Origin of the sequence: Streptomyces sp. RKAG293 (assembly GCF_023701745.1) — a bacterium.
In the GTDB taxonomy this organism is placed as follows: Bacteria; Actinomycetota; Actinomycetes; order Streptomycetales; family Streptomycetaceae; genus Actinacidiphila.
The window spans coordinates 149,679-173,591 of record NZ_JAJOZB010000001.1 but is presented as its reverse complement, the minus strand read 5'-3'; the positions used below and the strand labels follow the sequence as shown (position 1 = coordinate 173,591).

The 23,913-nt window shown below is 68.4% G+C and carries 17 protein-coding genes and 4 pseudogenes; 15 read left to right on the top strand and 6 right to left on the bottom strand.

Annotated features, from left to right (window positions below; translation table 11 throughout):
- Positions 1 to 458 precede the first annotated feature (458 nt).
- Both LNW72_RS00755 and LNW72_RS00750 read left to right on the top strand, forming a co-directional pair.
- Positions 459 to 1,319 carry a hypothetical protein gene (locus tag LNW72_RS00755; RefSeq protein WP_250973493.1) on the top strand — a complete coding sequence of 287 codons (861 nt, stop codon included), beginning with the start codon at positions 459 to 461 and terminating at the stop codon, positions 1,317 to 1,319.
- The gene (locus tag LNW72_RS00750; protein ID WP_250973492.1) at positions 1,307 to 2,149 is read left to right on the top strand and encodes a DUF4132 domain-containing protein; all 843 of its coding nucleotides are present in this window, start codon (positions 1,307 to 1,309) and stop codon (positions 2,147 to 2,149) included. Before LNW72_RS00755 ends, LNW72_RS00750 begins: the two co-directional genes overlap by 13 nt.
- A 147-nt stretch (positions 2,150 to 2,296) precedes the next feature.
- Here LNW72_RS00750 and LNW72_RS41510 read toward each other — a convergent pair whose 3' ends face one another.
- Positions 2,297 to 3,808, bottom strand: a complete 1,512-nt coding sequence (locus LNW72_RS41510) for a maleylpyruvate isomerase family mycothiol-dependent enzyme (protein WP_250973491.1) — start codon at positions 3,806 to 3,808, stop codon at positions 2,297 to 2,299.
- Between the two features lie 195 nt (positions 3,809 to 4,003).
- Here LNW72_RS41510 and LNW72_RS00740 point away from each other — a divergent pair, with 195 nt between their 5' ends.
- From LNW72_RS00740 to LNW72_RS41965, 4 genes are all read left to right on the top strand, one after another.
- On the top strand, positions 4,004 to 4,366 hold the full coding sequence (locus LNW72_RS00740; RefSeq protein WP_250973490.1) for a hypothetical protein: 363 nt from the start codon (positions 4,004 to 4,006) through the stop codon (positions 4,364 to 4,366).
- A 704-nt stretch (positions 4,367 to 5,070) separates the two neighbouring features.
- Complete coding sequence (locus LNW72_RS41970) at positions 5,071 to 5,232, top strand: hypothetical protein (protein WP_374117100.1); 162 nt, start codon at positions 5,071 to 5,073, stop codon at positions 5,230 to 5,232.
- A 411-nt stretch (positions 5,233 to 5,643) separates the two neighbouring features.
- A complete protein-coding gene (locus LNW72_RS00735) occupies positions 5,644 to 8,220 on the top strand; it encodes a tectonin domain-containing protein (RefSeq protein WP_250973489.1) in 2,577 nt (858 codons plus the stop codon).
- A 124-nt stretch (positions 8,221 to 8,344) separates the two neighbouring features.
- Positions 8,345 to 8,665 carry a hypothetical protein gene (locus LNW72_RS41965; RefSeq protein ID WP_374117099.1) on the top strand — a complete coding sequence of 107 codons (321 nt, stop codon included), beginning with the start codon at positions 8,345 to 8,347 and terminating at the stop codon, positions 8,663 to 8,665.
- A 25-nt stretch (positions 8,666 to 8,690) separates the two neighbouring features.
- Here the strand turns inward: LNW72_RS41965 and LNW72_RS00725 are convergent.
- Positions 8,691 to 9,544, bottom strand: a pseudogene (locus LNW72_RS00725) (IS5 family transposase).
- 582 nt (positions 9,545 to 10,126) lie between these two features.
- On the opposite strand from LNW72_RS00725, the gene LNW72_RS00720 reads away from it, so the two are divergent.
- Together LNW72_RS00720 and LNW72_RS00715 are read left to right on the top strand one after the other, a co-directional pair.
- A complete protein-coding gene (locus tag LNW72_RS00720; RefSeq protein ID WP_250973488.1) occupies positions 10,127 to 11,488 on the top strand; it encodes a hypothetical protein in 1,362 nt (453 codons plus the stop codon).
- 144 nt (positions 11,489 to 11,632) lie between these two features.
- Positions 11,633 to 12,295: a zinc-ribbon domain containing protein gene (locus LNW72_RS00715; protein WP_250973487.1), complete on the top strand. Its 663-nt coding sequence runs from the start codon at positions 11,633 to 11,635 to the stop codon at positions 12,293 to 12,295.
- Positions 12,296 to 12,475: 180 nt separating this feature from the next.
- Here the strand turns inward: LNW72_RS00715 and LNW72_RS00710 are convergent, their stop codons facing one another.
- Positions 12,476 to 12,763 (bottom strand): peptidoglycan-binding domain-containing protein, encoded by a 288-nt coding sequence (locus LNW72_RS00710; protein WP_250973486.1) that lies wholly within the window; start codon positions 12,761 to 12,763, stop codon positions 12,476 to 12,478.
- Positions 12,764 to 12,836: 73 nt separating this feature from the next.
- On the opposite strand from LNW72_RS00710, the pseudogene LNW72_RS00705 reads away from it, so the two are divergent.
- From LNW72_RS00705 to LNW72_RS00685, 6 genes and pseudogenes are all read left to right on the top strand, one after another.
- Positions 12,837 to 14,040: pseudogene (locus tag LNW72_RS00705) on the top strand (IS3 family transposase).
- 4 nt (positions 14,041 to 14,044) lie between these two features.
- Entirely contained in the window at positions 14,045 to 14,374 is a 330-nt protein-coding gene (locus tag LNW72_RS00700) for a transposase (protein WP_374117387.1), read from the top strand.
- A 432-nt stretch (positions 14,375 to 14,806) separates the two neighbouring features.
- The gene (locus LNW72_RS41010) at positions 14,807 to 14,935 is read left to right on the top strand and encodes a hypothetical protein (RefSeq protein WP_285369180.1); all 129 of its coding nucleotides are present in this window, start codon (positions 14,807 to 14,809) and stop codon (positions 14,933 to 14,935) included.
- Between the two features lie 320 nt (positions 14,936 to 15,255).
- Positions 15,256 to 16,626, top strand: a complete 1,371-nt coding sequence (locus LNW72_RS00695; protein WP_250973484.1) for a trigger factor — start codon at positions 15,256 to 15,258, stop codon at positions 16,624 to 16,626.
- A gap of 110 nt (positions 16,627 to 16,736) precedes the next feature.
- Positions 16,737 to 19,766 carry a TIGR03767 family metallophosphoesterase gene (locus LNW72_RS00690; protein WP_250973483.1) on the top strand — a complete coding sequence of 1,010 codons (3,030 nt, stop codon included), beginning with the start codon at positions 16,737 to 16,739 and terminating at the stop codon, positions 19,764 to 19,766.
- A gap of 269 nt (positions 19,767 to 20,035) precedes the next feature.
- Positions 20,036 to 20,365, top strand: a complete 330-nt coding sequence (locus LNW72_RS00685) for a transposase (RefSeq protein ID WP_308402129.1) — start codon at positions 20,036 to 20,038, stop codon at positions 20,363 to 20,365.
- 556 nt (positions 20,366 to 20,921) lie between these two features.
- On the opposite strand, the gene LNW72_RS00680 is transcribed toward LNW72_RS00685, so the two are convergent.
- A complete protein-coding gene (locus LNW72_RS00680; RefSeq protein ID WP_250973481.1) occupies positions 20,922 to 21,923 on the bottom strand; it encodes a leucine-rich repeat domain-containing protein in 1,002 nt (333 codons plus the stop codon).
- A 44-nt stretch (positions 21,924 to 21,967) separates the two neighbouring features.
- Between LNW72_RS00680 and LNW72_RS00675 the strand changes: the two genes are divergently transcribed.
- Positions 21,968 to 22,252 carry a hypothetical protein gene (locus tag LNW72_RS00675; RefSeq protein WP_250973480.1) on the top strand — a complete coding sequence of 95 codons (285 nt, stop codon included), beginning with the start codon at positions 21,968 to 21,970 and terminating at the stop codon, positions 22,250 to 22,252.
- Here LNW72_RS00675 and LNW72_RS00670 read toward each other — a convergent pair.
- A pseudogene (locus LNW72_RS00670) lies at positions 22,209 to 23,263 on the bottom strand (ABC transporter permease). The gene LNW72_RS00675 and the pseudogene LNW72_RS00670 sit on opposite strands and share 44 nt — an antisense overlap.
- Positions 23,260 to 23,658, bottom strand: a pseudogene (locus LNW72_RS00665) (ABC transporter ATP-binding protein); the annotation flags it as partial. The pseudogenes LNW72_RS00665 and LNW72_RS00670, both read right to left, overlap by 4 nt.
- Positions 23,659 to 23,913 lie beyond the last annotated feature (255 nt).

Sequence of the window (23,913 nt, the reverse complement as noted above, 5' to 3'; positions counted from 1 at the left end):
ACCGGTGGTCTGCCGCGAAGAAGGCTTCGTCATCCCGCCGGCACGCGAGACACAGTGCTGGCGCATCCCGACGACACCGACGCCGCCGCCGACACCCAGCCCCGGCCCAACGGGGAGAACAGCAACGGGCGCTGCGGACCGACAAGCGACGAGGGCTCAACGCCGATCCGTCATAGCCGCGGTCCCCACACCAGCCGAGCCAGGAGAGCACCGCCTCCCGGCGGGTGGCGGGTGCTCCAGGTGTTCACCGCCGCGGTACCCCAGAACAGTTCCAGGACCTCGCCGATCTCACCGTCGGCCACCGCAGCCAGCAGTCGCGCGCCGCCGAGCCGTTCGGCCCGCCCCCAACGCCCCGTCAGCCGCCTGTCAAGACCGACGCAGGCCTACACGTGCGTACGTGATTGGGGACGGGGGTGCGCGGGGAAGGGATTCAGCCTCGACACGGTCCGGGGGGACAGATGACGGGTGACACCCAGCACCACGGTGAAAGACCGCTCTGGCTCGAAGGACACCACTACTTCGCACCCCCGCTCGAACCCGAGACCGAGGCTCGAGTCCTGGCCGCGCTCCACCAGGACCAGCAGCGCACAAAACCGCTCGACCAGGACAGCAGCCAGTGCGCGCGGCTGGTCGCGGAACTCGCCCCGGCCGACCGTCGCGCGCTCGCCCGCATCCTGCATCACGCGCAGGGACTCGGACCGGCGGAACGGCTGCTGTGGGAGCCGTTGTTCATCCACGCGTGCGCATGGGAGCCCGAGGACGTCGACCGTCTCTTCGACTATGCCATGTGCGCGAGCGAACCCGACGCGGGGGAACACTGGGCCCCCCTTCGCCTGCCCCTGGCGGCCGCACGCGAGCTGACCGCGGACGGGGTACGGACCCTGCGCAGCAGCCTGTGCTGGGCCCTGTCGGCGGTGACCGAGCGAACCGGGTACGACGCGCCCCTCGTCGAGCAGGCCGCAGTCCTGCTGGCCGGCGCGGACGGCCCACGACAGGTCGCCACGGCTGACCGGTTGCTCTCCCCGCTGCTGCCCTACGCGCGCTACGCCCGCGCCATGCTGTCCCTGCACGCGTTCGGTGAGGGTGTGGTGGACCTGATCGAGCACTGCGCGGCAGTCGAGAACGTGCGCCCGCCCGCCCCGTGGTTACAGCGCGCGGCTGAACTGCTGCGCCCGGTCGACAACCCCGATCGCGTCCTCGACGCCCTGCTGGTCCCGGCTCTGGACGCCTCCACCAAGAGCTACTGGCACCCGGGCCCGGCCCCCCTGGAGACACCGGTGCCCGCATCGCGACAGGCGCGGCGTGGATGGCCTGCATAGCAGGCCAACCCCGGCCGATCCGGCTGCTGGGTGCCATCGTGCGCCGGCTCGGCGGCGACCTGACGTCCCTGGCACCGGACCCGGCCATGGACCTCGGGGACCCGGCAGCCGAACCCGATCTGATCCGAGCCGCCTACGCCGCGCTCTCGGCCCTCGCAGCCGACGACGGCACCGTCCCACCCCCACCCCAGACGCGATACTGGCAACAGGACCGCCGGCAAGTCCTGGAATACGCCGGCAGCGCCCTCGCAGCGATCCGGGCGAGCCGGTCCGGCGCACTTGCCGCCGTGTCGGACGGCCGGTCCACCGCCGTGTTCACGGTACTGCCGCACGGACAGGCCACACTGGAGTTCCGCGACGCCGACGGCTGTCCCCCACGGGACCGCGCAGAGATCGAGCAGGCCGTCCGCACACGCCAACCCGAGCGCTACGCAGCGCTCCACCGCCATCGCGAGGACCTCGACGCGTGGATCGAGGAGGAGCGCGCCGAACTCCTGCACCTGCTGGACGACGGGGCATCGATGACACTGCCGCTGTGGCGCGAGCGCTGGTTCGAAGATCCGATCGCCGGCCCGCTGTGCCGCAACCTGATCTGGGAAGTCGAATACCAAGACGACCAGCGGGGCCTGCTGGTCCGCGACCCCGCGTCGGAGGGCTACTCCCTGCACGACGTCCATGGACGACAGACACCACTCGGCGCGGGCACGAGCACCTGCCTGCGCATGTGGCGGACCTGGTCGCAGGACTCGGTCGTCATCGACGCCCACCGACACCTGCTGACCGACCGGGCGATACGCCAGCCCTTCGACCAGCTCGACCCCCGGCACTGACCCGCCCAGAACACCCCTGCCGCCCTACAGAACCCGAACGCTGTCCCCGCCGGCCGGTGTTCCGTGAGACCCCCCACCGGAACACCACACGCAAGACAACCTTCAGCCGCGCCCTTCGCCGTGACGATGGGCACCCCTCAGGACCGGTCAGCCGCTGACATGCGCAGTGTTGTCGAGCCAGTGCTGCGCAAGGCCGACCTCGCCCTCCACCCGGACACCGGCGGCTTCACCGCCGACAAGAGGAAGCCGCCGGGTCAAGGCCAGCAGCAGCGATCGCGCCGGGCCCGACACCGTCACATCCGCCGGCCGGACACCGGGCATCCACACCGCCCCATCAGGCCGCCGCTCGACGAACCAGGCACCCGCACCGTCCGCGATATCGGTAGCCACCCACTGCAACCTCTGCCCGGTACCTCGAATGGCGTGAGCGGACTCCGACCGCTGCATCTCCCACGTGGGAGACGTCAGCATCGCCAGATGGTTACTGACCAGCGCGGCCGCGATGTCAGCCTCGACATCGGCCGGACGGCCCGCCGCGCCGGCCGCGTCGACGCCATGAACGACCGCCTCGTTCAGCATGCTGGACATCCAAAACCGCGCCCCCGGCCGCCCGTCCCCCGCGGGATTGAACACCGGCGCATCAAGCGCGACATCGGAACACGCGCCCGCGACCCGCTGCGCGGACTCCGACAGCCACGCCAGCCACTCGCGAGGATCAACGGGGACGACAGCCATCTCCCCGGGCAGCTGCGAAGGATCGGTGATACGCCGCTCGATGATCTCCGCGACCCAGTGCTGGGTCTGACCCACATGCGCGACCAGATCAAGAACGGTCCACTTCGGGGCCGTCGGCACAGCGGCCTCAGGCCCGGCCGCGACCGCTGATTCCGCCAGACGCCGAGTCTGCTCGACGATCGCCTGCCGGACACGCCCCGCGTTCAACTCAGTCATGGGACTGACCCTCTCCGTAAGAATTCGTTGTGCTGTGTACGACTCGACGTACCAGCCAAACTCATCGGTGGCCTGCCGATCGCCCACCACACCCCTGCCACGAACCCACCCCACCGCCGACCCCCACACCGAACAGCACCAGGCCAGGAACTCAAACGAGCAACCTACCGAACATGCGCGGCAGCGCCGCGGCGGGAGCCCACCAGGTGCGCTCCGTATGGGGGCGTCGGGCCAGTGAGTCAGGACGGCGACAGAGTTGGGGTCTTCTGCCGCCTCAAGACCGAAGTGTCGGCGCAGCCATGCGCGGAACGCCGCGTTCGCTGGCCAGAAGCCCTGACCGGCGTCCGTTCCCCGGTCGTCGGTGTAGCCGATCGCCTTCCAGTTTGCGGAGGGTGTCCATCCGGAGGCGACGATCCGGAAGAACTGCCGCATGTCGCGAGCCCCAAGGTGAACGCCACCCTCGTCGCCGAGGAATACCACGGGCAGTTGCGCGAGATCGGCACGGTCGTCGAGCAGCCAGACCGCGTAGGTGGAACCGGACTCGTTGGCGAGGGCGAAGACGCGGAGGCGGTCGGCCACTTCGGGATAGCCGCCACTCCCGCAGCCGAAGTCGCACAGTTCGAAGCCCGGGGCGTACCAGTCGTCGACGCTGCCCTGGAAGTCATGGAGAAGGTTCAGTTCGGTATCGGTGAGCACATGGCCGGGCACACTATCAACGAAATCGGTGTTGTCAGACTATATAGTGAAAAATGCCGCCGACGCTGGGCGGTCGGTTCCAGGGCGTGTGGGAAGGAGCTCGCCGGTGCGGACCGGCAAATCGGGTGCCCCGATCGGTCCGCGTCTGGCCGGGGCACTTCGCATCGTCGTGCAGACTGCTGATGCCCGGCGATGAGGAGGAGAGCGATGACCGACCCCACCTGGCCCGACCCCGACGTCGACGACCCCGGGGAGCCGTTCCCGTTCGATGTGGAGTCCGCCCGCCGGTGGGCAGCGCCGCCGCCTGTCATCATGGCGCCGCCACTGTGGGCCTGGTGGTGCCCGGTGTGCGGGCGTCTTGAGCAGCAGGGCCGCTACCTGCACGACCAGGGCCGGTCCGGCGCCGAGCGCACTCCGGGGGCCCGCTGCCCGGCGCAAGGCGTGGCCGCCGTGCGGCTGGATGCCCGGCCACCGGTGCCGCCCGGGCCGGGGCTCCCGGCGGACGTGTGGTGGTGCCCTGTCTGCCGCTACCTGGTACCCGGCGTGGTCTCCGCGCACCCTGCCCCCTAAGCCCGCCCCGCCCGGCTGCCCGACTGCTCCCCCCGCCGCTACCGGTCGGTGCGGATCGAGGCGCGGTGAGGGGCTGCCGAGGGGGGAGCGGCCGAGGCCGAACGGGATGGCCTTCGAAAGTGGATGTTCCAGGAGCTCTCGGGCCGGAGGATGCTGTGCGAGGCGTTCAGCCCGTATCGCAATCATCTTGAGGACAAACGCGTCGCGGAGACGATCACGGCCTTCCTGCGCAAGGCGTTCGGAACGGCCGACCGGGTACTGGGCCGGGACGCCCTGTCCCGACCTGGCCTGCTTCGACGGTGGCGCGTCCGATGGCGCCACGCTCGCCCACCGGGACGACGTCTTCTTTCTCCTGCTGACGAACGGTTCACCGTAGGTCGGAGTCATCCAGCTGCCAGCGCGAAGGTTGCCGGAAAACCTTGCACGGAGAGTGAAACGCCCACGGCCGAAGAACCGGTGACTGCCCGCAGGATTTCCCGGGCAGTGCGCGGCGTGCGGGTCCGGCACAGCCCGCTCACGGGAGCGGGCCGCGTGTTCGCCGAGATCACTGTCGACTTCGAACCACTGCCGGACAGCGGCGAGATACTCGAGTTCGTCAACCTGGTCGATCCGGCCGGGCTCCCGCCCGAGTGCGGTGAGGCCGCGGCGGCCGGCATCAGACAGGAACTGTCTCGCGACGCCGCCTGTGAAGGCCTCCTTCATCGGTGTGTTCGACCGCCTTCGGCACCAAAGCCGTGCTCACACAGGCCCGCTGGCATGAAGTCGACTCCAGCGAGTCCGCGTTCAGGGCGGCAGGTGTGCGTGCTGTGCGCATGGCGATCTCGCACGCGAACACTCAAGGCTCCCCGTCGGCTGACCAGCGGTGACGCGGCAGAGTACGGGTTGGTCAGCGGGCGACGATGACCTGCGATCCGGTGCCCCTGACCGGGAGTCTGACGGTCTTCGACGGGTTCAAGGTGTGGAGAGCGTTGGGTCCGAGCAAACGGAAGCGGAAACTTGGATCTTGAGGGGATGCAGACGCTTGTCGGCTTCAAGCCGACGGCGCCAGCTGGAACGGGCATGGAACGGGTTGGCACGCACAAAATTCGTATGCTTCTAGCAATTCAGACAGGACTCGAATGCGCAAGCGAATGAATCGTGCTTCCCGGCTCGTGAGCGCTGCCACAGCGGTCGCAATGAGCGCGGCGATGTCGATCGCCCTGGTTCCGCCCGCCCACGCCGCTGCTCCTAGCCCGGTGGGGACGATCCTGGGCGATGCCGCTGCGGTGCAGGGGTATGTGGGTAAGATTCAGACCTTTTACCAGCTGTTCAACTTGTACGTTCTTGGCAACAAGCCACCGTCGGAACTCGACGCGATCAAGGCGGCGATCGCTCAAGCGCAGGCCCAGATCGTTGGTCAGATCGACGCGGTCGTCACGGCGAACGTGAACTCCGAGGCCGATCTGACCGTCGAGCAGTTCGAGAACATCGACACGATGACCCCGGACCAGCTCGCTGCCTTCGTGAACATGGCCGTCAAGACGGTGACCGACGTCAAGGCCGACATTCCCGCAGAGCAGACCCCGAAGGCGCAGGACCAGCTGGGCTTCGACCTCAACATCGTCGGCCCGATCGCCCTTTTCGCCTCTGCCAAGGCCGGCCAGCACACCGACATCCTGACCACGGACCTGATCCAGGCCAATCAGGAGGTCGTGGCCAAGCAGGCCCCTAAGTGCGGTGTCTTCCCCATCTCGGGCCGGACTCTGAACCCGGGCGAAGTGGACGGGATCGGTCACTGCTTCGGCTACCAGATCCCGTTCCCGACCAACCCCGCGACCCTTGTCCCGGCCACCACGACCGGGAACATCGGGTCGAACCCCTTCACCGTGACGGGGTCGTACGACGGATTCCACGTCACCATGCCCACGCTGAGCGACTACACCATCGCCAGCGACCAGGCAGTGGCTTCCACGAGTTCCCCGCTCGCCACAGCTGCGCTGAGTCAGCTGATGCCGGCCGCGTCCCCGGTGGGCTCCAAGGTCGCCACCGCGGTCGAGTCGGGCAGCGACGAGGTGTTCAAGCCGATCGAGACCGTCACGGTTGATCCGGTCTCGGGTGCGGTCGCCTTGGGTGCCTTCACTCCCGACCATGACGGTAACCTCGGTGCTGCCACCTTCGGCGGCTGGAAGAGCGCTGCCGGCGTCACCCTGAAGTCCGTGGCCTCCGCCACCAATAGCGATGGCCGTGTCGAGATGTTCGGCCTTGACAACACTGGCAACATCCACCTGCGCTGGCAGTTGACCGCCGGCAATGACGGCACTTGGTCTCCGTGGACCCGCCTCGGCGGCGGGACGTTCAACTCGATCGGGGTCGCCCGCAACCAGAACGGCAGCCTGCAGGTCATCGGAACTTCCACCGCCGGCACCATCCTCACCACCCAGCAGATCGTCAACGGCGACTACGTCTCCTCGCGGGCACCCGTCCCGGCCGTCCCCTCGGTCGATAACTGGACTCCTTGGACGACCGTGGACGGCGCACTCACCCAGGTCTCCGCGGTGACCAACAAGGACGGCAAGGTCGAGCTGTTCGGCGTCAACAGTTCCGGCAGCGCCTTCCACGCCCAGCAGACCGGCGCCAACGCCAACACCTTCACCACCTGGACCGCGGTCCCCCACACCGGGTCACTCACCGCCGTCACCATGAGCACCGACTCGAGCGGTCGCGTCAACCTCTTCGCCACAGACGCCGCCAATCGCACCTTCCAGACGCTCAACCAGGGCACCTCCTGGACTCAGATTCCCGGCACTGTCCACGCCGTCTCCGCGGTCAAGGAAGGCGGCGGCGCTGGCGGCATCGAGTTGGTCGGCCTCGACGCCGCCAACAACACCGTCCGCAACTACTCCACCGGCGGCCTCAACACCCACGGGCAGGCCAGTACCCCCGTCGGTTTCGAAGGCTGGACCACCTTCGACCACTTCGCCTACCAGAACAGCGCTGGTCACCTCTCCTCCCCGGCCACCGACGGCTTCGCTCAGGACCTGGGCGCCGTCATCAAGGCTGGCACCACCCCTGCCACCGTCCGTCTGTCGAACGGCGGCTACCAGACCGCGTTCGTCGGCACCAACGGCAACCTGTGGCTGGCGGGCAAGAGTGGCGCCAAAGGCACCGACGCCGGGCACAAGTTGTGGCCTGGTACCAGTCCGTCGATCGCGGCGGACAGTGCTGGTGGGTGGATGGTCACCTTCCAGGACGACACCAGCCGGCTGTGGACGCTTGACTCGGCGGGCAACACTATTAAGACCAACTCCGCGATGAACACCGGCACGAGTCCGTCGATCGCGCACCTGTCGACGGGCGGCTACGAGATCGCGTTCGTCGGCTCGGATGGCAAGCTGTACTCGCAGGACGCCGGGATCCCCGGTGGTACCTCGCACCCCATCGGCCACATCCCCGCCTCCAGCCCGGCCATCGCCGCCGACGCCAACGGCGGTTGGAAGATCGCCTTCGAGGGCAACACCACCAACCACCTGGTCACCTACGACTCCCACGGCACCACGGTCGACACTACGGCCATCATGTGGCCCGCGACCAGCCCAGCCATCACCGCTCTGGCCACCGGCGGCTACGAGACCGTCATCAACGCCTGGGACGGCAACCTCGCCGAGGTCGGCGACGGCGGCAACCGCAACGTCGCCAACAACCTCCCCATCGCCCCCGGCACCAGCCCCACCATCGTGGCGCTGCCCGGCGGCGGCTTCGAAATGGCCTTCCACGGCACCGGCGACCACCTGCGGACCGCCTCCTCGGACGAGAACGCTGGCCACGACACCGGAATCGTCCTCGCCAAGAACACGAACGCCACTCTCGCCAAGTAACACCCCGCACCACGCGGCGCCCGGCGGAACACCGCCGGGCGCCGCCCTGCGCCTGGGGCCCTTGCCTAAGAGGGCGTTAAGTCCGTTTCTCGTATTGGCCGCGTCCGGGCTGGATGAGGATGCCTTGGCGGACGAGTCGCCCGAGGCGGGAGCGGGTGACGTTCACCGTGGCCTCGCCGGTGGGCAGGCCGAGCAATTCGTGGAGCTCGCGGGCGCGAAACGGCTGTTTGGGGTGCTCGTTGAACAGCGTCAGGATCCGTTGGTAGGTGTCAGCGGTCGGCTGGGTCGGCGGTGTGCCTTGGGCGGGGATCAGGCTCGCGATGTTCTTCCGGGTGGTAGCCAGCTCGGCGAGTCGGCCCTCGGCCTCGGTGAGGGCTGCGGTCAGCTCCTGGAGCTGCTGTCGCAGGTCGCCTGTGCGCGCTGGCCTGTTCGTGCTGTTCGCTGAGGAGTTCCAAGGAGTTCGGTGACGTTCACGCGGCCAGCTCCATGGCGTCTCGCCTGGTGGGGGTGGTGGTGGTGAGACGGCGGAGCATGCCGGCGGTGGAGGCCCAGTAGACGCGGGAGGCGGCGTTGTCGGGCCGGTGGTCGTATTCGCGGGCGAGGCGGCGGTGGAGCATGAGGGTCCCATTGACCTGTTCCACCCGCCACCGGATGGGCTGTGGCACGAAGGCTTTGCCCTGGTCGTCGGGGTTGCGGCGGACCACTTCGACGGTGATGTCGTTCACCGCGCCGTGGATGATCACGGCGTCCTTGAAGCCCTGGTCGACCAGGGCCTTCTCCAGGCGCATCCCGCACCGCTCGGGCGCCTGGTCCAGCAGGGCGATGCCGGCCTCGTTGTCGTGCGCACTGGCCGGCAGGACCACCACACCGATGATCACGCCCAAAATGTCGACGGCGAGTCCACGCTTCCTGCCCGGCGTCTTCTTGTTCGCGTCCAGTCCCGTCGTCGCCTTCGGCACCCCGGCCGCCGCGCGGACGGACTGGTGTCGATGATCACCAGGGACGGGTCCTCTAATCGTCTGGCCCGCTCCCGCACCTGGCAGCGCAGGATCTCCTGGATCCGCCTATCTAGGCCATCCTCGCGCCACAGAGTGAAGTAGTAGAACACCGCCGACCAGGCCGGCAAGTCGGGTGGCAGGAGCCGCCACTGACAGCCCGTCCGGTTCTGGTAGAGCAGCGCGTTCACGACTTCCCGCAGGTCGCAGGAGCTCGGATCACCGGTCGCCGACCGTGCCACCCGCTCCTGCTTCCACGCGGTGACCAGCGGCTCGAGCAACGCCCACTGTTCGTCGGACAAGTCGGCTGAGTACGGCATCCGTTCCACGCCAACAACCCCATCATGCACACGACATGACGCTCGGACGGAACCGTCCCATCACTAACGAACTGGTGACGCCAGATCATCCGGAACGGGACTCAACGCCCTCTGAAAGACAGGGTCCGGGCAGGAGAAGTCCGGACCGGTGAGGCTGTCCGCAGTCACGGGAGCGGCGGTGGACCGGACGCCGTTGTTCCGCACCGAGATGTTGCGGGATTCGAAGGTCAAGCCGGTCATGTCGTGGCTGGCTGGGGCTGGAGCGCGGGCGTATCACCTGCGTTCCGGTGCGTTCTGTGCTGTTCCCATTTCGAGCAGGAGCGTCACCGGTCGGCGCGGGCAGGATTGTCGACGGAATGTGTCGGATGACGGCGTTCGAGGGAGCGTTCAAAATCCGATCGGATGATGGAACGTCGTGGAACGCCTTTCAATTGCGCGGTTGCCTCGTTGTCCACTGGACACGGGAGGCGGCCGGACTTATGGACTGCCGCAGGGGCAGGAGTCTTTCGCCACGGTGATTTTCACTCTACCGATAAGGTTCGAAAAATAATGTTGAGACGAAGAGTTCGTTCTCAGGGATCCAGGAATCCCATGCGCTCGATGACCCGGGTTGGACTGGCCTGTGGTGCGGCGCTGGCTGCGACGATGCTGGGAGTTCCGAACGCGACGGCAGATTCGGGTATCGTCGTACAGCCGGACAGCGTCGCTTATCAGGCTCCCGGGGGAACTTTCTCGTACCGTGATTCCCCCTTCGACGCGGTCACGCGAGCAGGATTCAACCCCGCGATGGCGCCTGGGACGACTCCTGCTGTCAGCGGTGCCCAATGGGCGATCCAGGACAGCAACGGGATGCTCGATCTGGCCACTCCGGAGCAGGCCATCTTCAAGAGCACAGGTCGGAGGGTGCAGCCGGGCACCAGCCCGGCGATCGCGTCGGACGACAGCGGTCACTGGATGCTGGCGTTCCAGGCGCCCGACAGCCGGCTGTGGACGCTGGACTCCGACGGTACGGCGATCGAGACCGATTCGGCTATGAACACCGGAATGAGTCCGGCGATCGTGCACTTGGGGTTCGGTGGTTACGAGATCGCGTTCGTCGGCTCCGATGGCAAACTGTATTCACAGGACGCCGGGATCCCCGGTGGTACCTCCCACCCCATCGGGCACATCCCCGCCTCCAGCCCGTCCATAGCCGCCAGCCCATCAGGAGGCTGGAAGATCGCCTTCGAAGGCGACACCACCAACCACCTGATCACCTACGACTCCGCCGGCGTCACCACCGACACCACCGCCACCATGTGGCCGGGCACCAGTCCGTCCATCACCGGGCTGCGCAACGGCGGCTACGAGACCGTTATCAACTCCTGGGACGGCAACCTCGCCGAGGTCGGCGACGGTGGCAACCGCAACGTCCCGGGCGGCAACTCCGCCAACCTGCCCGTCGCCCACGGCACCAGCCCCTCGATCGCCGCACAGTTCATCGCCTTGGGTGCCGCTAATTTCGAGATGTCCTACCACGGCACCAATGGCCATCTGTGGACAGTCACCGACGGCGGTCGGCTCGTTGACACCGGCCGCCCGATGGCCCCTGGTGCAAGCACCAGCATGGACACCGTGAGGAGGATCAACTCCTACTTCGTGAACAACTGCAACCAGAACGGCCAGAAATACGAAATATGGATCAGCGATATTTCTCTAGCGGATCATGCCGGCCCGACTTCTTTTATCAACCCGCCCGACCCGAAGAAGGGCGGATGCGTCGGACAGTCCACCCCCTTCGTTCCGTTCCGTGTGGCTGACCTGTACCAGTTGACCACGGTGATCGTGAACCGTCCTGATATCGGATGCGGGCCGGTTGTATCGTCCCCATTTCTGGCGCAGTGCATCAACACACAGGAGAACTTCATCTCCTGGGGAGTTGACGGCCAGGTTTACACGTCGATCGTGCCGTAGCCGCTCCGGGGACGGTCGGGTGTCCGACCCGTCACACTGATCGCTGAAAGGCTGCGGTGCGGCCCGAAAATGCTGGTGCTGAAAATACTCATCCGTCGTCTGCGGGGCGACAGAGCCAGCCGCCGGGGCGGTGGCTTCCAACTGGTGGAACATCAGCTCTACGGGATGATTCCCTATAGGTTCCCGAACGGTTACGACCTGAAGTTCCGGCCCGACCTGGCGCAGGGAGCCGTACGCGGCGACCCGTCACGGCAGAGCCGGTTCTGCTCGCACTGCCGTCCCCCGAAGTACTTCTACGTGAATCAGGGGCTTCGCTGCCGGGAGTGCGGTACAGCGTTCGTGTGGCCTGCGGAACAGCAGCGGTACTGGTACGAGGATCTGCGGCTGTCAGCGGCGGCGGGGCCGCCCGGACGGTGCCCCAAGTGTGGGCGGGCACGCCGAGCGGCGCTGGCGGTCCGGCAACGGCTCTCCAGCGCCGCGGACACCGTCCGAACGGCGCCCGAGGACATCGGCGCGCTGCTGGAGTACGCGGCCGCGATGGCTGAGCACCGCGAGAAGTTGGGAGAAGGCGATCTGGCACTCGCGATCGCGGCAGCGCGCAAGGCCGCACGGCTCGACCCGGATGCGCATACCGCCCACTACTGGGAAGGGGTGTGCCACGACGCCGCTGGCCGCACCGGGCGGGCAGCGGACTGCTACCGGCGATTCGTCCACGCGGCGCCCAAGACCGACAGTCCTCGGAAGCTGCTTGAACGGGCTCGTCAGCGGCTCGCCGAACTGCAGGCCGCCGCGGGGGAGAACGCGTGACGCCGAAGGCGCCATGTGATCCACGCGACGCGGGACAACGTTCCGGACCGGACGCCGTTGCGGTCGGCCGAACGCCCACGCCCAGCCTGCCGCCGGAACCACGTGGTTCCGGCGGCAGGTGATCTCCGTGGCAGAGCCGAGCCAGGCGGGCGTGGGCGGTCGGCCCTGGGAGGGCCCGGGTCAGGAGACCAGGGTCTGCCAGGCGTCGGCGGTGGCCGGGCCGAACTGGCTGTCGACGGTCAAGGAGTTGCCGCGAGCGACCAGTTTGGCCTGGACGGCACGGACAGCGGGGCCCGACGCGCCCTGCTGCACGGTCGTGACCAGGGTCTGCCAGGTGGCGGGGGTGACGGTGCCGTCAGGGGTGAGGGCGTGGGCGGTCTGGAAGGCGCGGACGGCGCTGGCAGTGGCGGGGCCGAACTGGCCGTCGACGGTCAGGCCTGCCCCTTGAGCGGTGAGCAGGTATTGCACGGTGTGAGGCGATCCCCGTGGTGTGGACACACCTGACAATGGATCTTGTCGATCCTGGAAGGTGTAGATCCATGTGGCAAGGCCCTCGAAGTACAGTGCGGAGTTCCGGTCCGACGCGATCGCGTTGTGGCGGGCTTCGGCAGGCAGGCGGACGTTCAGGGACGTCGCGGCCGATCTGAACGTCAATCCCGAGACGCTGCGGACCTGGGTGCGTGACGCCGAAGACCGTCCGGTCGCCTCCGGCGCGTCGCAGGACACCGAGGCCGAGCTGGCCCGGCTGCGGGCAGAGAACGCCAGGCTGGCCAAGGCGGAGAAGGACTGGCAGCTCGAGCGGGAGATCCTGCGACGGGCAGCCGCCTATTTCGCGCGGGAGATGAAGTGAAGACCGCCGCTTGGGACTTCGTCTCCGCCCACGCCGGGATGTTCGGCGTCAAGCGGATATGCCGGGTGCTGGAAGTCTCCCGCTCGGGCTACTACCGGTGGATCGCCGGCGACCAGGAGCGGTCGGAGCGGCAGGGAGCCGAGGACGTCCTGGTCGAGGAGATCCGCGAGATCCATGCCGAACACCTCGGTAACTACGGCGCGCTTCGAGTCCATGCCGAACTGGGCGGCTTCGGTCACACGGTCAACCGCAAGCGGGTGGCCAGGCTGATGCGCAAGCACGGCATCGTCGGCCGCCACCTGCGGAAGAAGAAACGGACCACGGTCCCGGACCGCTCGCGCCGGCGGTGCCAGATCTGGTCCAGCGGGACTTCACCGCCGGCACTCTGGACGAGAAGTGGTGCGGCGACATCACCTACGTGCAGATCGGAGCCGCGTGGCTCTACCTCGCTTGCGTCATCGACATCCGCTTCCGCCCGGTACTCGGCTGGTCGATGGCCCCGCACATGCGGGCCGAGCTCGTCATCAATGCGCTCCAGGCAGCGGTCAGGGTCCGCGGCGGCAACGTCGCCGGAGTGATCTTCCACGCGGACCGCGGATCGCAATACACCTCGGCCGCGTTCGCCCAGGTCTGCGACCGGTACGGCATCCGCAGGAGCATGGGCCGGGTCGGCTCGAGCTATGACAACGCCCTCGCCGAGAGCTTCTGGCAGGGCCTGAAACGAGAAACGATGCACCGGAAGCTGTTCTCGACGTTCCGTCAGGCGAGGCTGGAGATCTTCCAGTGGCTCACCTACTACAACGCCCGCCGACGCCACAGCGCGCTGAACTGCCTCTCCCCGATGGAGTTCGAACAGCAGCACCACAAGAAAGCCAAACTCTCACTCGCAGCATGAACCCCTGTGTCCACACTCCGGGGGTCACCTCACCCGCCGCGGACCCCACCGGAGGCGACCCGGCAAACTCCGCGCCGACAAGGCGTACCACTCCGCCGACGTCTTGCTCCGGCTGCGGAAACGCGGCACCACCGCCCGGATCGCCCGTCTAGGCGTCGAGTCCCGCGAACGACTCGGACGCCACCGCTGGAAGATCGAGAGATCCATCTCCTGGCTGTTCGGCTACCGCCGCCTCACCGTCCGGTACGAACGCAAAGGCAGCCACTTCCTCGCCTTCCTCGGCCTCGCCGCCGACCTGACGTACCACAAGAAACTCGCCAAGCTCACCACGTAAGACATCTTCTTATGCGCAGTCGCCAATGGCATGCAATGCAGTCTTCTCGGGCAATCCGGCACCGCCCATCGCCACCAGGTCCACCACGGTCGACGGACACTCCGCCCTCCGTGCGAGGTAGGTCTGCGACCGGCTCGGCCGCCCACCCTGACGCCGTTGAGCAGCCCTCCCGGCGGGCGTCCCGCCCCGACCTTCCCCGCCTGACGGGTCGTAAGGTCGTCGTGCAGGTGTGAGGAGTGGGATGCTGCTGACGACCTCTTCAGCCACCCACTGGCGATGAAGCAGATCCTGCCCGTGCTGGACGCCACGCTGTCGTGCTCGTCTCCGAAGCGGATCGCGCCGCGGTCGCGGATCGACTGTCGTCGTTATGGCGAGTCCGTCCGCACCCGCACGCCGGGCAGGGCGGTTGGACGGTCATCACTCCGCTGCCGGGTGTCCCACGAGCACAAGGAACTCGGGCTCTTCTCCTACGACGAGGTTCCGGCGCTCACCATGCCGGACGCCTACAAACGGACGATCGCCTCCTGGCGGCGGGTCAGCGGAGCCCTCCCGCCGCGGTGAGGGCCGAGCCGATGGCCGCCCGGCAGAAGCCGGGCATCCGCAGCGCTCACCTGCCCGCCGCACACGCCGCATTCGATGGTCGATGTGAAGTCTTGCTCGGCGGCCCCATCGCGAGAGTTTCTTGCGCGACGGGGCCGAGATGATCCGCTGAACATCCCAGGGAGAGCTCCCCAGCCTCCTTCGGCTCGTACCCCGAAACGCCCCGCGCCCGAAGACGGTGACGTCTGCCTGCACGCCGGAACGCCGCCGGGGTCTGAGAGGGAACGATGTGGAACGTACCCGAAGTGCTGCTGTCCGTAGGACTTCCGAGGAGTAACCACGTGGCTGGTCGTGTGGAAGAGCTGGATCCGACACGGATCCGAATGGCGGTCGAAGTGCCCGTCTCCGAGTGGTCCGCCGGGCTGCGGGACGTCTGCAGACAGGTGGCGGCGCGCACGGACGGGGAGCGGTGGCCCGCCTGCCGACTCCCCTTCCAGGCCATCGACCAGCGTCTTGGGACCTTCGTGCTGCCGCAGGAGCTGGAGCGGACCGTCCTGGCCGCCGTCCACTCCACCGCCTTCGAGCACGACGTGCGCCTCATGGGGCGCCCCACGGCGCAGGTCGAGCTGTTCCGCGACGGTGAGCCGCTGCGATTCACCGCCGTCGTGGACGTGCGCCCCGCGGTCACCGTGCCGGACATCACCGGTCTGGAGGTGACCGTCGACCCGGTCGAGGTGGCCGCGGACGAAGTCGAGGCGCAGATCAGCGAGTTGCGGCATCAGTTGGCGGCGTTCACGCAGGCCGACCGGCCCGCAGGGGACGGTGACGCCGCACAGATCGAACTGAGCCTCACGGTGGACGGAGCGGCGGTGCCGTTCGGCGGGGAGAACGGGGTGATCCACTACGTCGGCTCCCACCGGCTACCCGACGAACTCGACGAGGACGCGGTCGACTTGGAGAAGCTTCCCGCCCAGCTGGACACGGCGGTCACTGGACTGGGGTCCGGTGGTGTGGCTGTGGTGCAGGTGCCGCTCGTCACTGGTCCGTGGTCGGGACGGGATGCGGACCTCGAGGTACGCGTCGTCGCAGTCATGGAGCGCCGACTGCCCAAGGTGGACGACGCGTTCGCGGTACGGGCGGCCGGTCGGCCGACCCTGGTGGACCTGCGGCGCGAGCTGCGCGACCGGCTGCTGCGCGGCAAGCGGACGGAGCAGCTGCGGAAGGCCTGCGACCTGGTGCTCCGCGAGATCGTCGCCCGCACCGAGGTGCCGGTTCCGGCGAACGTGGTCCATGACGAGGTCGAGCACCGCAGCCGGTGGATGCTCGCCGAACTGGAGAAGCTGGGTGTCTCTCTGGAGGACCACCTCGCCGAGCGCGGCGAGACCGCCGAGCAGATCGGCGCGGCGATGGCAGCCACCGCAGAGGAGCGCACCCGCAGCCACATCGTCCTGGACACCGTCGCGGACACCGAGGGGGTCCAGGTCACCGAGGACGAGTACCGCGCCGAGATCGTCCACCGCGCCAAGAGGGTCAGCGTCTCCCCGCAGACCTACTTCGACCAGACGATGCAGCTCGGCGGTCACACGGCGCTGGTGGGCGAGATCCGCCGGGCCAAGGCGATGCGGCTCCTGATGAGGCGGGTCGCCGTTCGCGACACCCACGGCAACGAGGTCGACACTCGCGAGGGCATGCCGGACGAGCACACGCACTGAGGAGCACTACAGGAGGGGGCGCGCCGCCGGCCGGAGCGACGGTGTGAAGGCAAAAACGGAGTGCACCATCGGACAACATCACCGATTGAGGTGATGAAAGTGAGAACAACGTGACGCTAACCCGCCGCAACCTACTCTTCGCGGGTGCCGCAGGCGTGGTGGCCAGTGCCATCGGCCTCAGAGGATTCAGTGGTACCGCCGACGCGGCCACCGCACTGCGTGCCGCCGCCGACGTCGGCGGCCTGACCGCACCGACCACGCTCGATCAGACGGTGCTCCCGGGCGTGCCCAACAGCCTCGGGTACCGCAAGCTGACGATGGGCGCGGGCGAGCCCTTTCTGGTGCGGACGATGGGCTCGGTCCCGACGGCCCCGGCGGTGGACCTGGCGCTGCTGGCGTTCGGCCACATGACCGACATGCAGGTGGTGGACGACCAGTCGCCGGGCCGCACCGAATTCCTGGACCGGCTGGCAGACCTGCCCAACAGTCAGGACTACCCGACGGACTCGGCGTACCGGCCGCAGGAGTTCCTGTCCACGCACCTGGTGGACGCCATGTGCCGGTCGCTGCGCCAGATCGGCCGGGGCCCGAGGACGACGCTGCCGATGGCGCTCACCCTGGTCACTGGCGACATGGTGGACAATTGCCAGTACAACGAGACCCGCTGGTACATCGGACTGCTCGACGGCGGCTACGACCTGCGCGCCGACTCCGGCCAGATCGGCCTGGAACAGAGCGTCTCCAACCTGTTCGGCGGCCCGTCCGGCACCGTCCACGACCCCTCCTACTGGTACCCGCAGGCCGGCAGGGACCCCAACGGCATCGCCGACCAGTACCAGATGCTGTACGGCTTCCCCGCCGTTCCCGGCCTGCTGGCCGCCGCCCGCGTCCCCTACACCACCACCGGCCTGGGCATGCCCTGGTACGCCGCCATGGGCAACCACGACGGTGAGATCCAGGGCAACTACCCCGTCCATCCCGGCGGCCTCGTCGGCTGCATCGTCGACGACATCTCCGGCTACGCGACAGGCAGCCGGAAGCCGGACGGCTCCGCCTCCGTCAAGGAATTCCCGGCCGATCCCGGTCCCGGGGACATCAACGAACTCATCAGCGAATTCACCTTCGGGACCGTCGTCGCCGATCCCGACCGCCGCATGCTCGACGCCGCGGAGTTCCGGGCGGAGCACCGGAAGACCAGCGGGCTGCCGGTGGGCCACGGCTTCACCTCCGACCTGCCGGCCGGCTACTACACCATCCCCTCCGACGTCACCGATCTCATCCAGTTCATCGCCCTGGACACCGTCAATTACGACGGCAACGCAGGCGGCCGGATGCCGAACACCCAGTTGCAGTGGCTCGAGTCGAAGCTCAAGGCCAACAGTTCCAAATACATCGCGGACGACCACAAGTCCGTTGTCACCCAGTCCGGGGTCAAGGACAAGCTCTTCGTCCTGTTCTGCCACCACACCATCGACTCGATCAACAATTCCAGCGGTGACATCGTCGGGAACAACTACGCTTACCGCGACCAGATCGAGGTCCTTCTCCAGCGTTACCCCAACGTGGTTCTGGTGGTCAACGGCCACACCCACCGCAACGGCATCAAGGCCCATATGCGCGGCGTCAAGCAGGACTACGCAGACCTGGTGACCGGGCTTCCCGGGGGGTTCTGGGAGATCAACACCGCCTCCCACATCGACTGGCCCTCCCAGAGCCGCATCATCGAAATGGCGGCCGGCTCGGACAAGACCCTGTCGATCTTCACCACCATCGTCGACATCGACGCGCCGCTGAGCAATGGCGGCGACCTGAGCAACCCCAAGGCACTGGCGGCGCTCGCCCGTGAGCTGGCCGTCAACGACCCGACGGAGCGCGCCAGTGCCCGGCGGGGCACCGCGTCGGACCGCAATACCCAGTTGGTGCTTCCGGCTCCGTTCACCATTGCCATGCCCAAGCCCGTCGGCAACGCGGTGTTCGTCCAGGCCAGCACCGGGCAGCTGTGGGACGGCCAGGCCGGCGGGACGGGGAAGAACCTCGCGCAGGCGATGGCTCCCCACACCAGTCCGGCGTCGGCGTCGCCGGCGGAGTCCGGACCCCCGATCACGGTGTTCCAGTCGGCGGCGAACTCGCTGGTGATGATCGACCAGCTGGGGAAGGCCACCGACCTGAGGCAGCCGATGAAGGCCGGCACCAGCCCCTCGATCGCGATGGCCCGCACCGGCCAGGTGCTGATCGCCGTCCAGTCGGGCTCCGGCACTCTGACCACGGTGGATGTCGCGGGGGTGGTGCACAACCTGGGGCTGCCGGTGGCGGTCGGCAGCAGCCCGGTCGTCTCCGCGTCGTACGCGAACGTCGCCGAGTTCACCATCGTCTTCCGTCACACCGACGGCACCATCTGGAAGGTGCCCCCGACGGGTCCGCCGTCCTCCACGGGGTTCCAGGTGGCGCAGAACACCAACCCGGCGATCTGCCCGCTCTTGTCCGGCGGGCACATGATGGCCTTCCACGGCAGCAGCAGCGGAACGTTGTGGGTGGTGGGCCCCGACGGGGCCCCGAAGAACCTCCAGGTGCCGCTCGCGGCCGGGACCAGCCCAGCCATCGCGGCGGCGACCGTCGCGGCGACCGGCGGCCCGGTGGTCGCCGCGGTCCACCACATCGACGGGAGCCTGTACCGGGTGGACGCCAGAACGGGTGCGGCGACGAAGCTGGGCGTGACCTACGCACCCGGGACCAGCCCGGCCGTCATCGCCGCGGCCGCCGGTTTCGGCGGCAACTTCTACTCCCAGGGCAGCGACGGGAGCCTGCGAAACGTCAACCCGCTCGACACCGTGACCAACGTGTCGCTGGGCATGGCCCCCGGCACCAGCCCGGGCGCGTCGTACTCGTTCTCCGGACTGTACGGCCAGGGCATGGCGCTGGCCACGATCCCGAACGTGGTGGGCATGGCCCAAGCGGACGCGGCGGCGCTCCTCGCGGGGGCGGGCCGGGCGATGTTCGCCTCCGTGCAGAAGAACTGCAACGGGACCGAGGGCATCGTGACCTCCCAGAACCCGACGGCCGGTGTCCAACTGGTCTTCCCGACCCAGCCGGTCAACGTCGTGGTCACGACCCACCAGGGGTGCGGCACGGTACCCAGGTGACCGCTCGGGACGTATGAGGGGCGGCCCCGGTTCTCCGGACGCCGTGGGCGAATGCCCTTGCGACGTGACGTCGGCCTGTTCCGCCGCCTTGGTGGGGCAGGTCGACGTTGTGTTCGGGGTGGGTTGACGGTGTCGTTGCGTCCTGAGGTGTCGGCGGATGTGCCGGAGGAGACGATGAGGGTGGCTCGTGCGGCTTTCCCGAAAGGCTGTCTGGCTGTTCGAGTGCGTGACGTTCTCGGCCCGGTCTTCGCGGACGAGAGTTCGCGGGGCTGCTTCCCAGCCGGGGACGGCTGGCGGCATCACCGGGCAGGCCAGCGATGGTCTCGGTGTTGCGGTTCGCCGAGGGCCTGCCGGACCGGCAGGCCGCGCACGCGGTGCGGTCGGGGATCGACCGGACGTACGCCCTCGGCTTGGAGCTGACCGGTCCCGGCTTCGACTTCTGTGTGCTCAGCGAGTTCCGTGAACGGCTCATCGCGTGCGGTGCCGAGGCACGGTTGCCCGATGCTGTCTTGGAGCACGCCTGCGCGGCCGGGTTGTTCAAGGCCGGCGGGCGGCAGCGCAGTGACGGCACCCATGTCCGGCCGCAGCGGGAGATCTGAACCGGCTGGAATCGGTGGCCGAGACAGTGCGGGCCGCGCTGAACGCGCCAGCCGTGGCCGCCCCGCGGTGACTGGCCGGCCGAACGCCACCCGAGTGGTTCGACCGCTGCTCTGCCCGGCCGGACACGAAGTTCCCCAGCCGGTGGGCCGCCCGGGCCGGGCATGCCGAACAGGTCGGCATGACTGTCCTGGGCTCCGTCCGGTCTGCCGATGGGCCCGCCTGGCGCGGAAGCTTCCCGCAGTAGAGTTCCTGCGGCAGATGTGGGTGCGGGAATACCGCCTCGGCGACGACACCATCGCTCAAGGCGTCCGCGCCTTCGGCCTGCGCAAGTCCCGCTACCGAGGCCGCCCCAAGACCCACGGCACCACGTACTGACCGCCGCCGGAATGAACCTCGTCCGCCTCGACGCATGGCTTACCGGCACCCCCACTCGCCCATCCGGACCTCACACTTCGCAGCACTCAGCCCCACCGGACAGATCCGGTGGGGCTGAGTGAAGGAGCATTCGCCAACGGTGTCCGCTTCTTCGGGGCCGCCCCTCGGTGCGTGGGAGCCTCAGTCCGTCTGTGCGGCGGCGAACGGGGTGTTGGCCACGTCCAGCGCGGTGATGCCGCGCAGGGCCTCCGGTAGTTCGGCGAGCAGTGTGCTGGACAGGTTCAGTTCCGTCAGCCCCGACAACCGCTCGAAGCTGTCAGGGAGGCGGGTGAGCGGGTTGCTCCGCAGGTACAGGGCGCGCAGCGCGGGGAGGTGGCCGAGCCGGTCGGGGAGGCGGTCGAGTTGGTTGGCGCTGAGGTTCAGCGAGGTGAGGGCGGTGAGGCCGCCCAGAGCGTCGGGGATCTCGCTCAGCGCGTTGCTGCTCAGGTCCAAGCTGGTCAGGGCGGCCAAGTGCTCCACGGCCGCCGGAACCCGGGTGAGGGCGTTCGCGCTCAGGACCAATTCGGTCAGGGCGGTCAGTCGGCCCAGGCTCTCGGGCACCTCGCTCAGCTCGTTGAACCGTAGGTTGAGCACCCGCAGCGCGGACAGCCTCCCGAGGCCGGCGGGCAAGGACGTGAGCCGGTTGTGGCCGGCAGACAGCCGGCGCAGCGCGGTGAGCCGTCCGAGGGTGGAGGGCAGTTCGGTCAACCGGTTGTGGCCGATGTCGAGCCGGCGCAGCGAGGTCAGCCGTCCGAGGGGCGGCGGGATCTCGGCGAGCCGGTTGGCGTTGAGGTCCAGTCGGCGCAGCGAGGTCAGCCGGCCCAGGGTGTCGGGTACCTCGACCAGCTGGTTGTGTTCGAGTTTCAGCCAGTTCAGCGCGGTCAGCCGCCCCAGAGCGGTCGGAACGGTCTCCAATTGGTTGCGGTCCAGCTTCAGCCAGCGCAGCCCGGTCAGGTCGCCCAGCCACTGCGGCACGGCGGTCAGCCGCATACCGGACAGGTCCAGTTTGGCCAGCCCGGTGAGCGCCCGGATCTCCTGGGGGACATGGCCCAGCGGGAGCCCGCTGAGATCGAGCGCCGCGTTGCCGCCGAGGTCGGCCCGGACTGCTTCGATCCGGGCCTCGGCCATCTGTTCGTGAGTCATGCCCACGATGATTCCTTGAATGGGGAGGCTGGTTGCCCTCGCGCATGCTCACCAGGCTCCGCCCGCTCCCCGACCGCAACGAGCTGTACGGGTGCGTGGTCGCGGTCGCCTGCATGGCTGCCGCTTCCGAGGCCCAGGAACCCCCGTACGGCGCACTCGTCGACCTGGCCCGTGCGATCAGGGAGCACAAGGTCGATGTCTACGGCGCGGCGGCCCGGATCCGTTCGTGGAGGGTCTCTCGAACGGCCGGACCGACCGTGACGGCGACATGGTGGGACCTGGTCGTCAAGAGCTCAGGGCCTCGGTCGGCGGGAGGCGGCTGGCCCTGACGGCTGGGTAGAGGCCGGCCATGCCGCCGATGATCTGGGTCGCCCCTACGGCTGCGGCGAGCGCCCAGGGCGGGACGACCGAGGGCCAGAGCTGCGTCACGGCGTAGGCCGTGGTCGCTGCAGCGCCCAGCAGGACGCCACCGGTACCGCCGAGGGCTGACAGCAAGAGCGACTCGGATAGGAACTGCAGCCGGATGTGGCCCTGGGTGGCGCCAAGAGTGCGGCGCAGTCCGATCTCCGCACGCCGCTCCAGTACGGAGACGGCCATGGTGTTGGCCACCCCCACCTCGCCGACCAGCAGTGCTACCGCGCCGAGCGCCAACAGCAGGGCGGTGAACGTCTTGTCGGTCACCTGCTCGGCGACGAGCACGTCGGAGGGGCGGGAGACCCCCACCTAGAACGGGTTCTCGGGGTTGGCGGTCTTGGCGAGCACGGCGGCCACCGCGGTGACCTGGTCCTCGCGGGTACGGGTGTAGATGGTGGTGGGGTGCCCGTCGAAGCCGAGGCGCTGTGCGGTCACGGAGCCGGGCACCGCGGCCGGGTAGCGCGCGGTCGACGCGTTGAGCGAGGTTCCGGAGCGGACCTTTCCCCGGAGGGTCGTGAGCAGGTCGGTGCGCGCGGCGTAGGCGGCCAGGCCGCCGCTCTCGACCGACGGCACCTTGTCGGAGCGGTAGATCTTGGCATCGCTGATCTCGCCGATCGCGGAGACGGAGGTCTCCGGGCCGAGCCGCCCGATCATCGCCACCGCCCGATCGGGTAGTTCGACGGGGTCCCGTTGATGCTCTACCCCGGTTCGACGGTCAGCAGGTTAGTACCCAGCTGTGCCAGCGTCCGGTCCAGCCCGGCACGCGAGGAGGCGGAGATGCCCACGACGGCCACCATCGCCGCGATGCCGATGGCGATTCCCAGGGCGGACAGGAAGGCCCGCCGCGGTCGGGTGCGCAGGCTCACGGTGCCGACCCGGACCACGTCCTGCGGGCGCAGCCGGGCCGGGCGCAGGGCAACGGTCATGTTCCGGCCTCCGTGGTGACGTGCCCGGGGCGGCTGTCGGAGACGATCCGGCCGTCGCGCATGCAGACCTGGCAGGGCAGGGCCCGCGCGATCTCCAGGTTGTGGGTGATGACCACGATCGTGGTACCGCCGCGGTGCAATTCCTGGAGCAGGTCGATCACGGTCTCCCCGGAGGTGGTGTCGAGGTTCCCGGTCGGCTCGTCGGCGAGCAGCAGACCGGGGTCGCCCAGCACCGCTCGGGCGATCGCGACCCGCTGCCGTTCGCCACCGGACATCTGGTGGGGGCGGTGGCCGAGTCGGTGCCCCAGACCGACGCGTTGCAGCGCGTCCTAGGCCATGCGGCGGCGGGCCAGGCTGAGTCCGGCGTAGAACAGCCCGTCGCTGACGTCCGATAGCTGTCGCCAGGCTGCGCGAGCTGCGAGAGATGGCCGCGCTAGTACTCTAGTTGTACTTCTCCATTTGCCCTGCTCACGGGGACCTTTCGGAGTCTAGTTGGCTGACGTTGCATCAGGTAGGCGGTGGTTCGTGACTCACTCGATCGGGGTGCGTTGAATCGGATATGGAGACGGAGAACGATGTCGAAGTAGGTCTGCGGGTAGCCGAGTGCACCAGATCCTTGTCACACCGCTACCCGGACCGTCCGCCCGCAC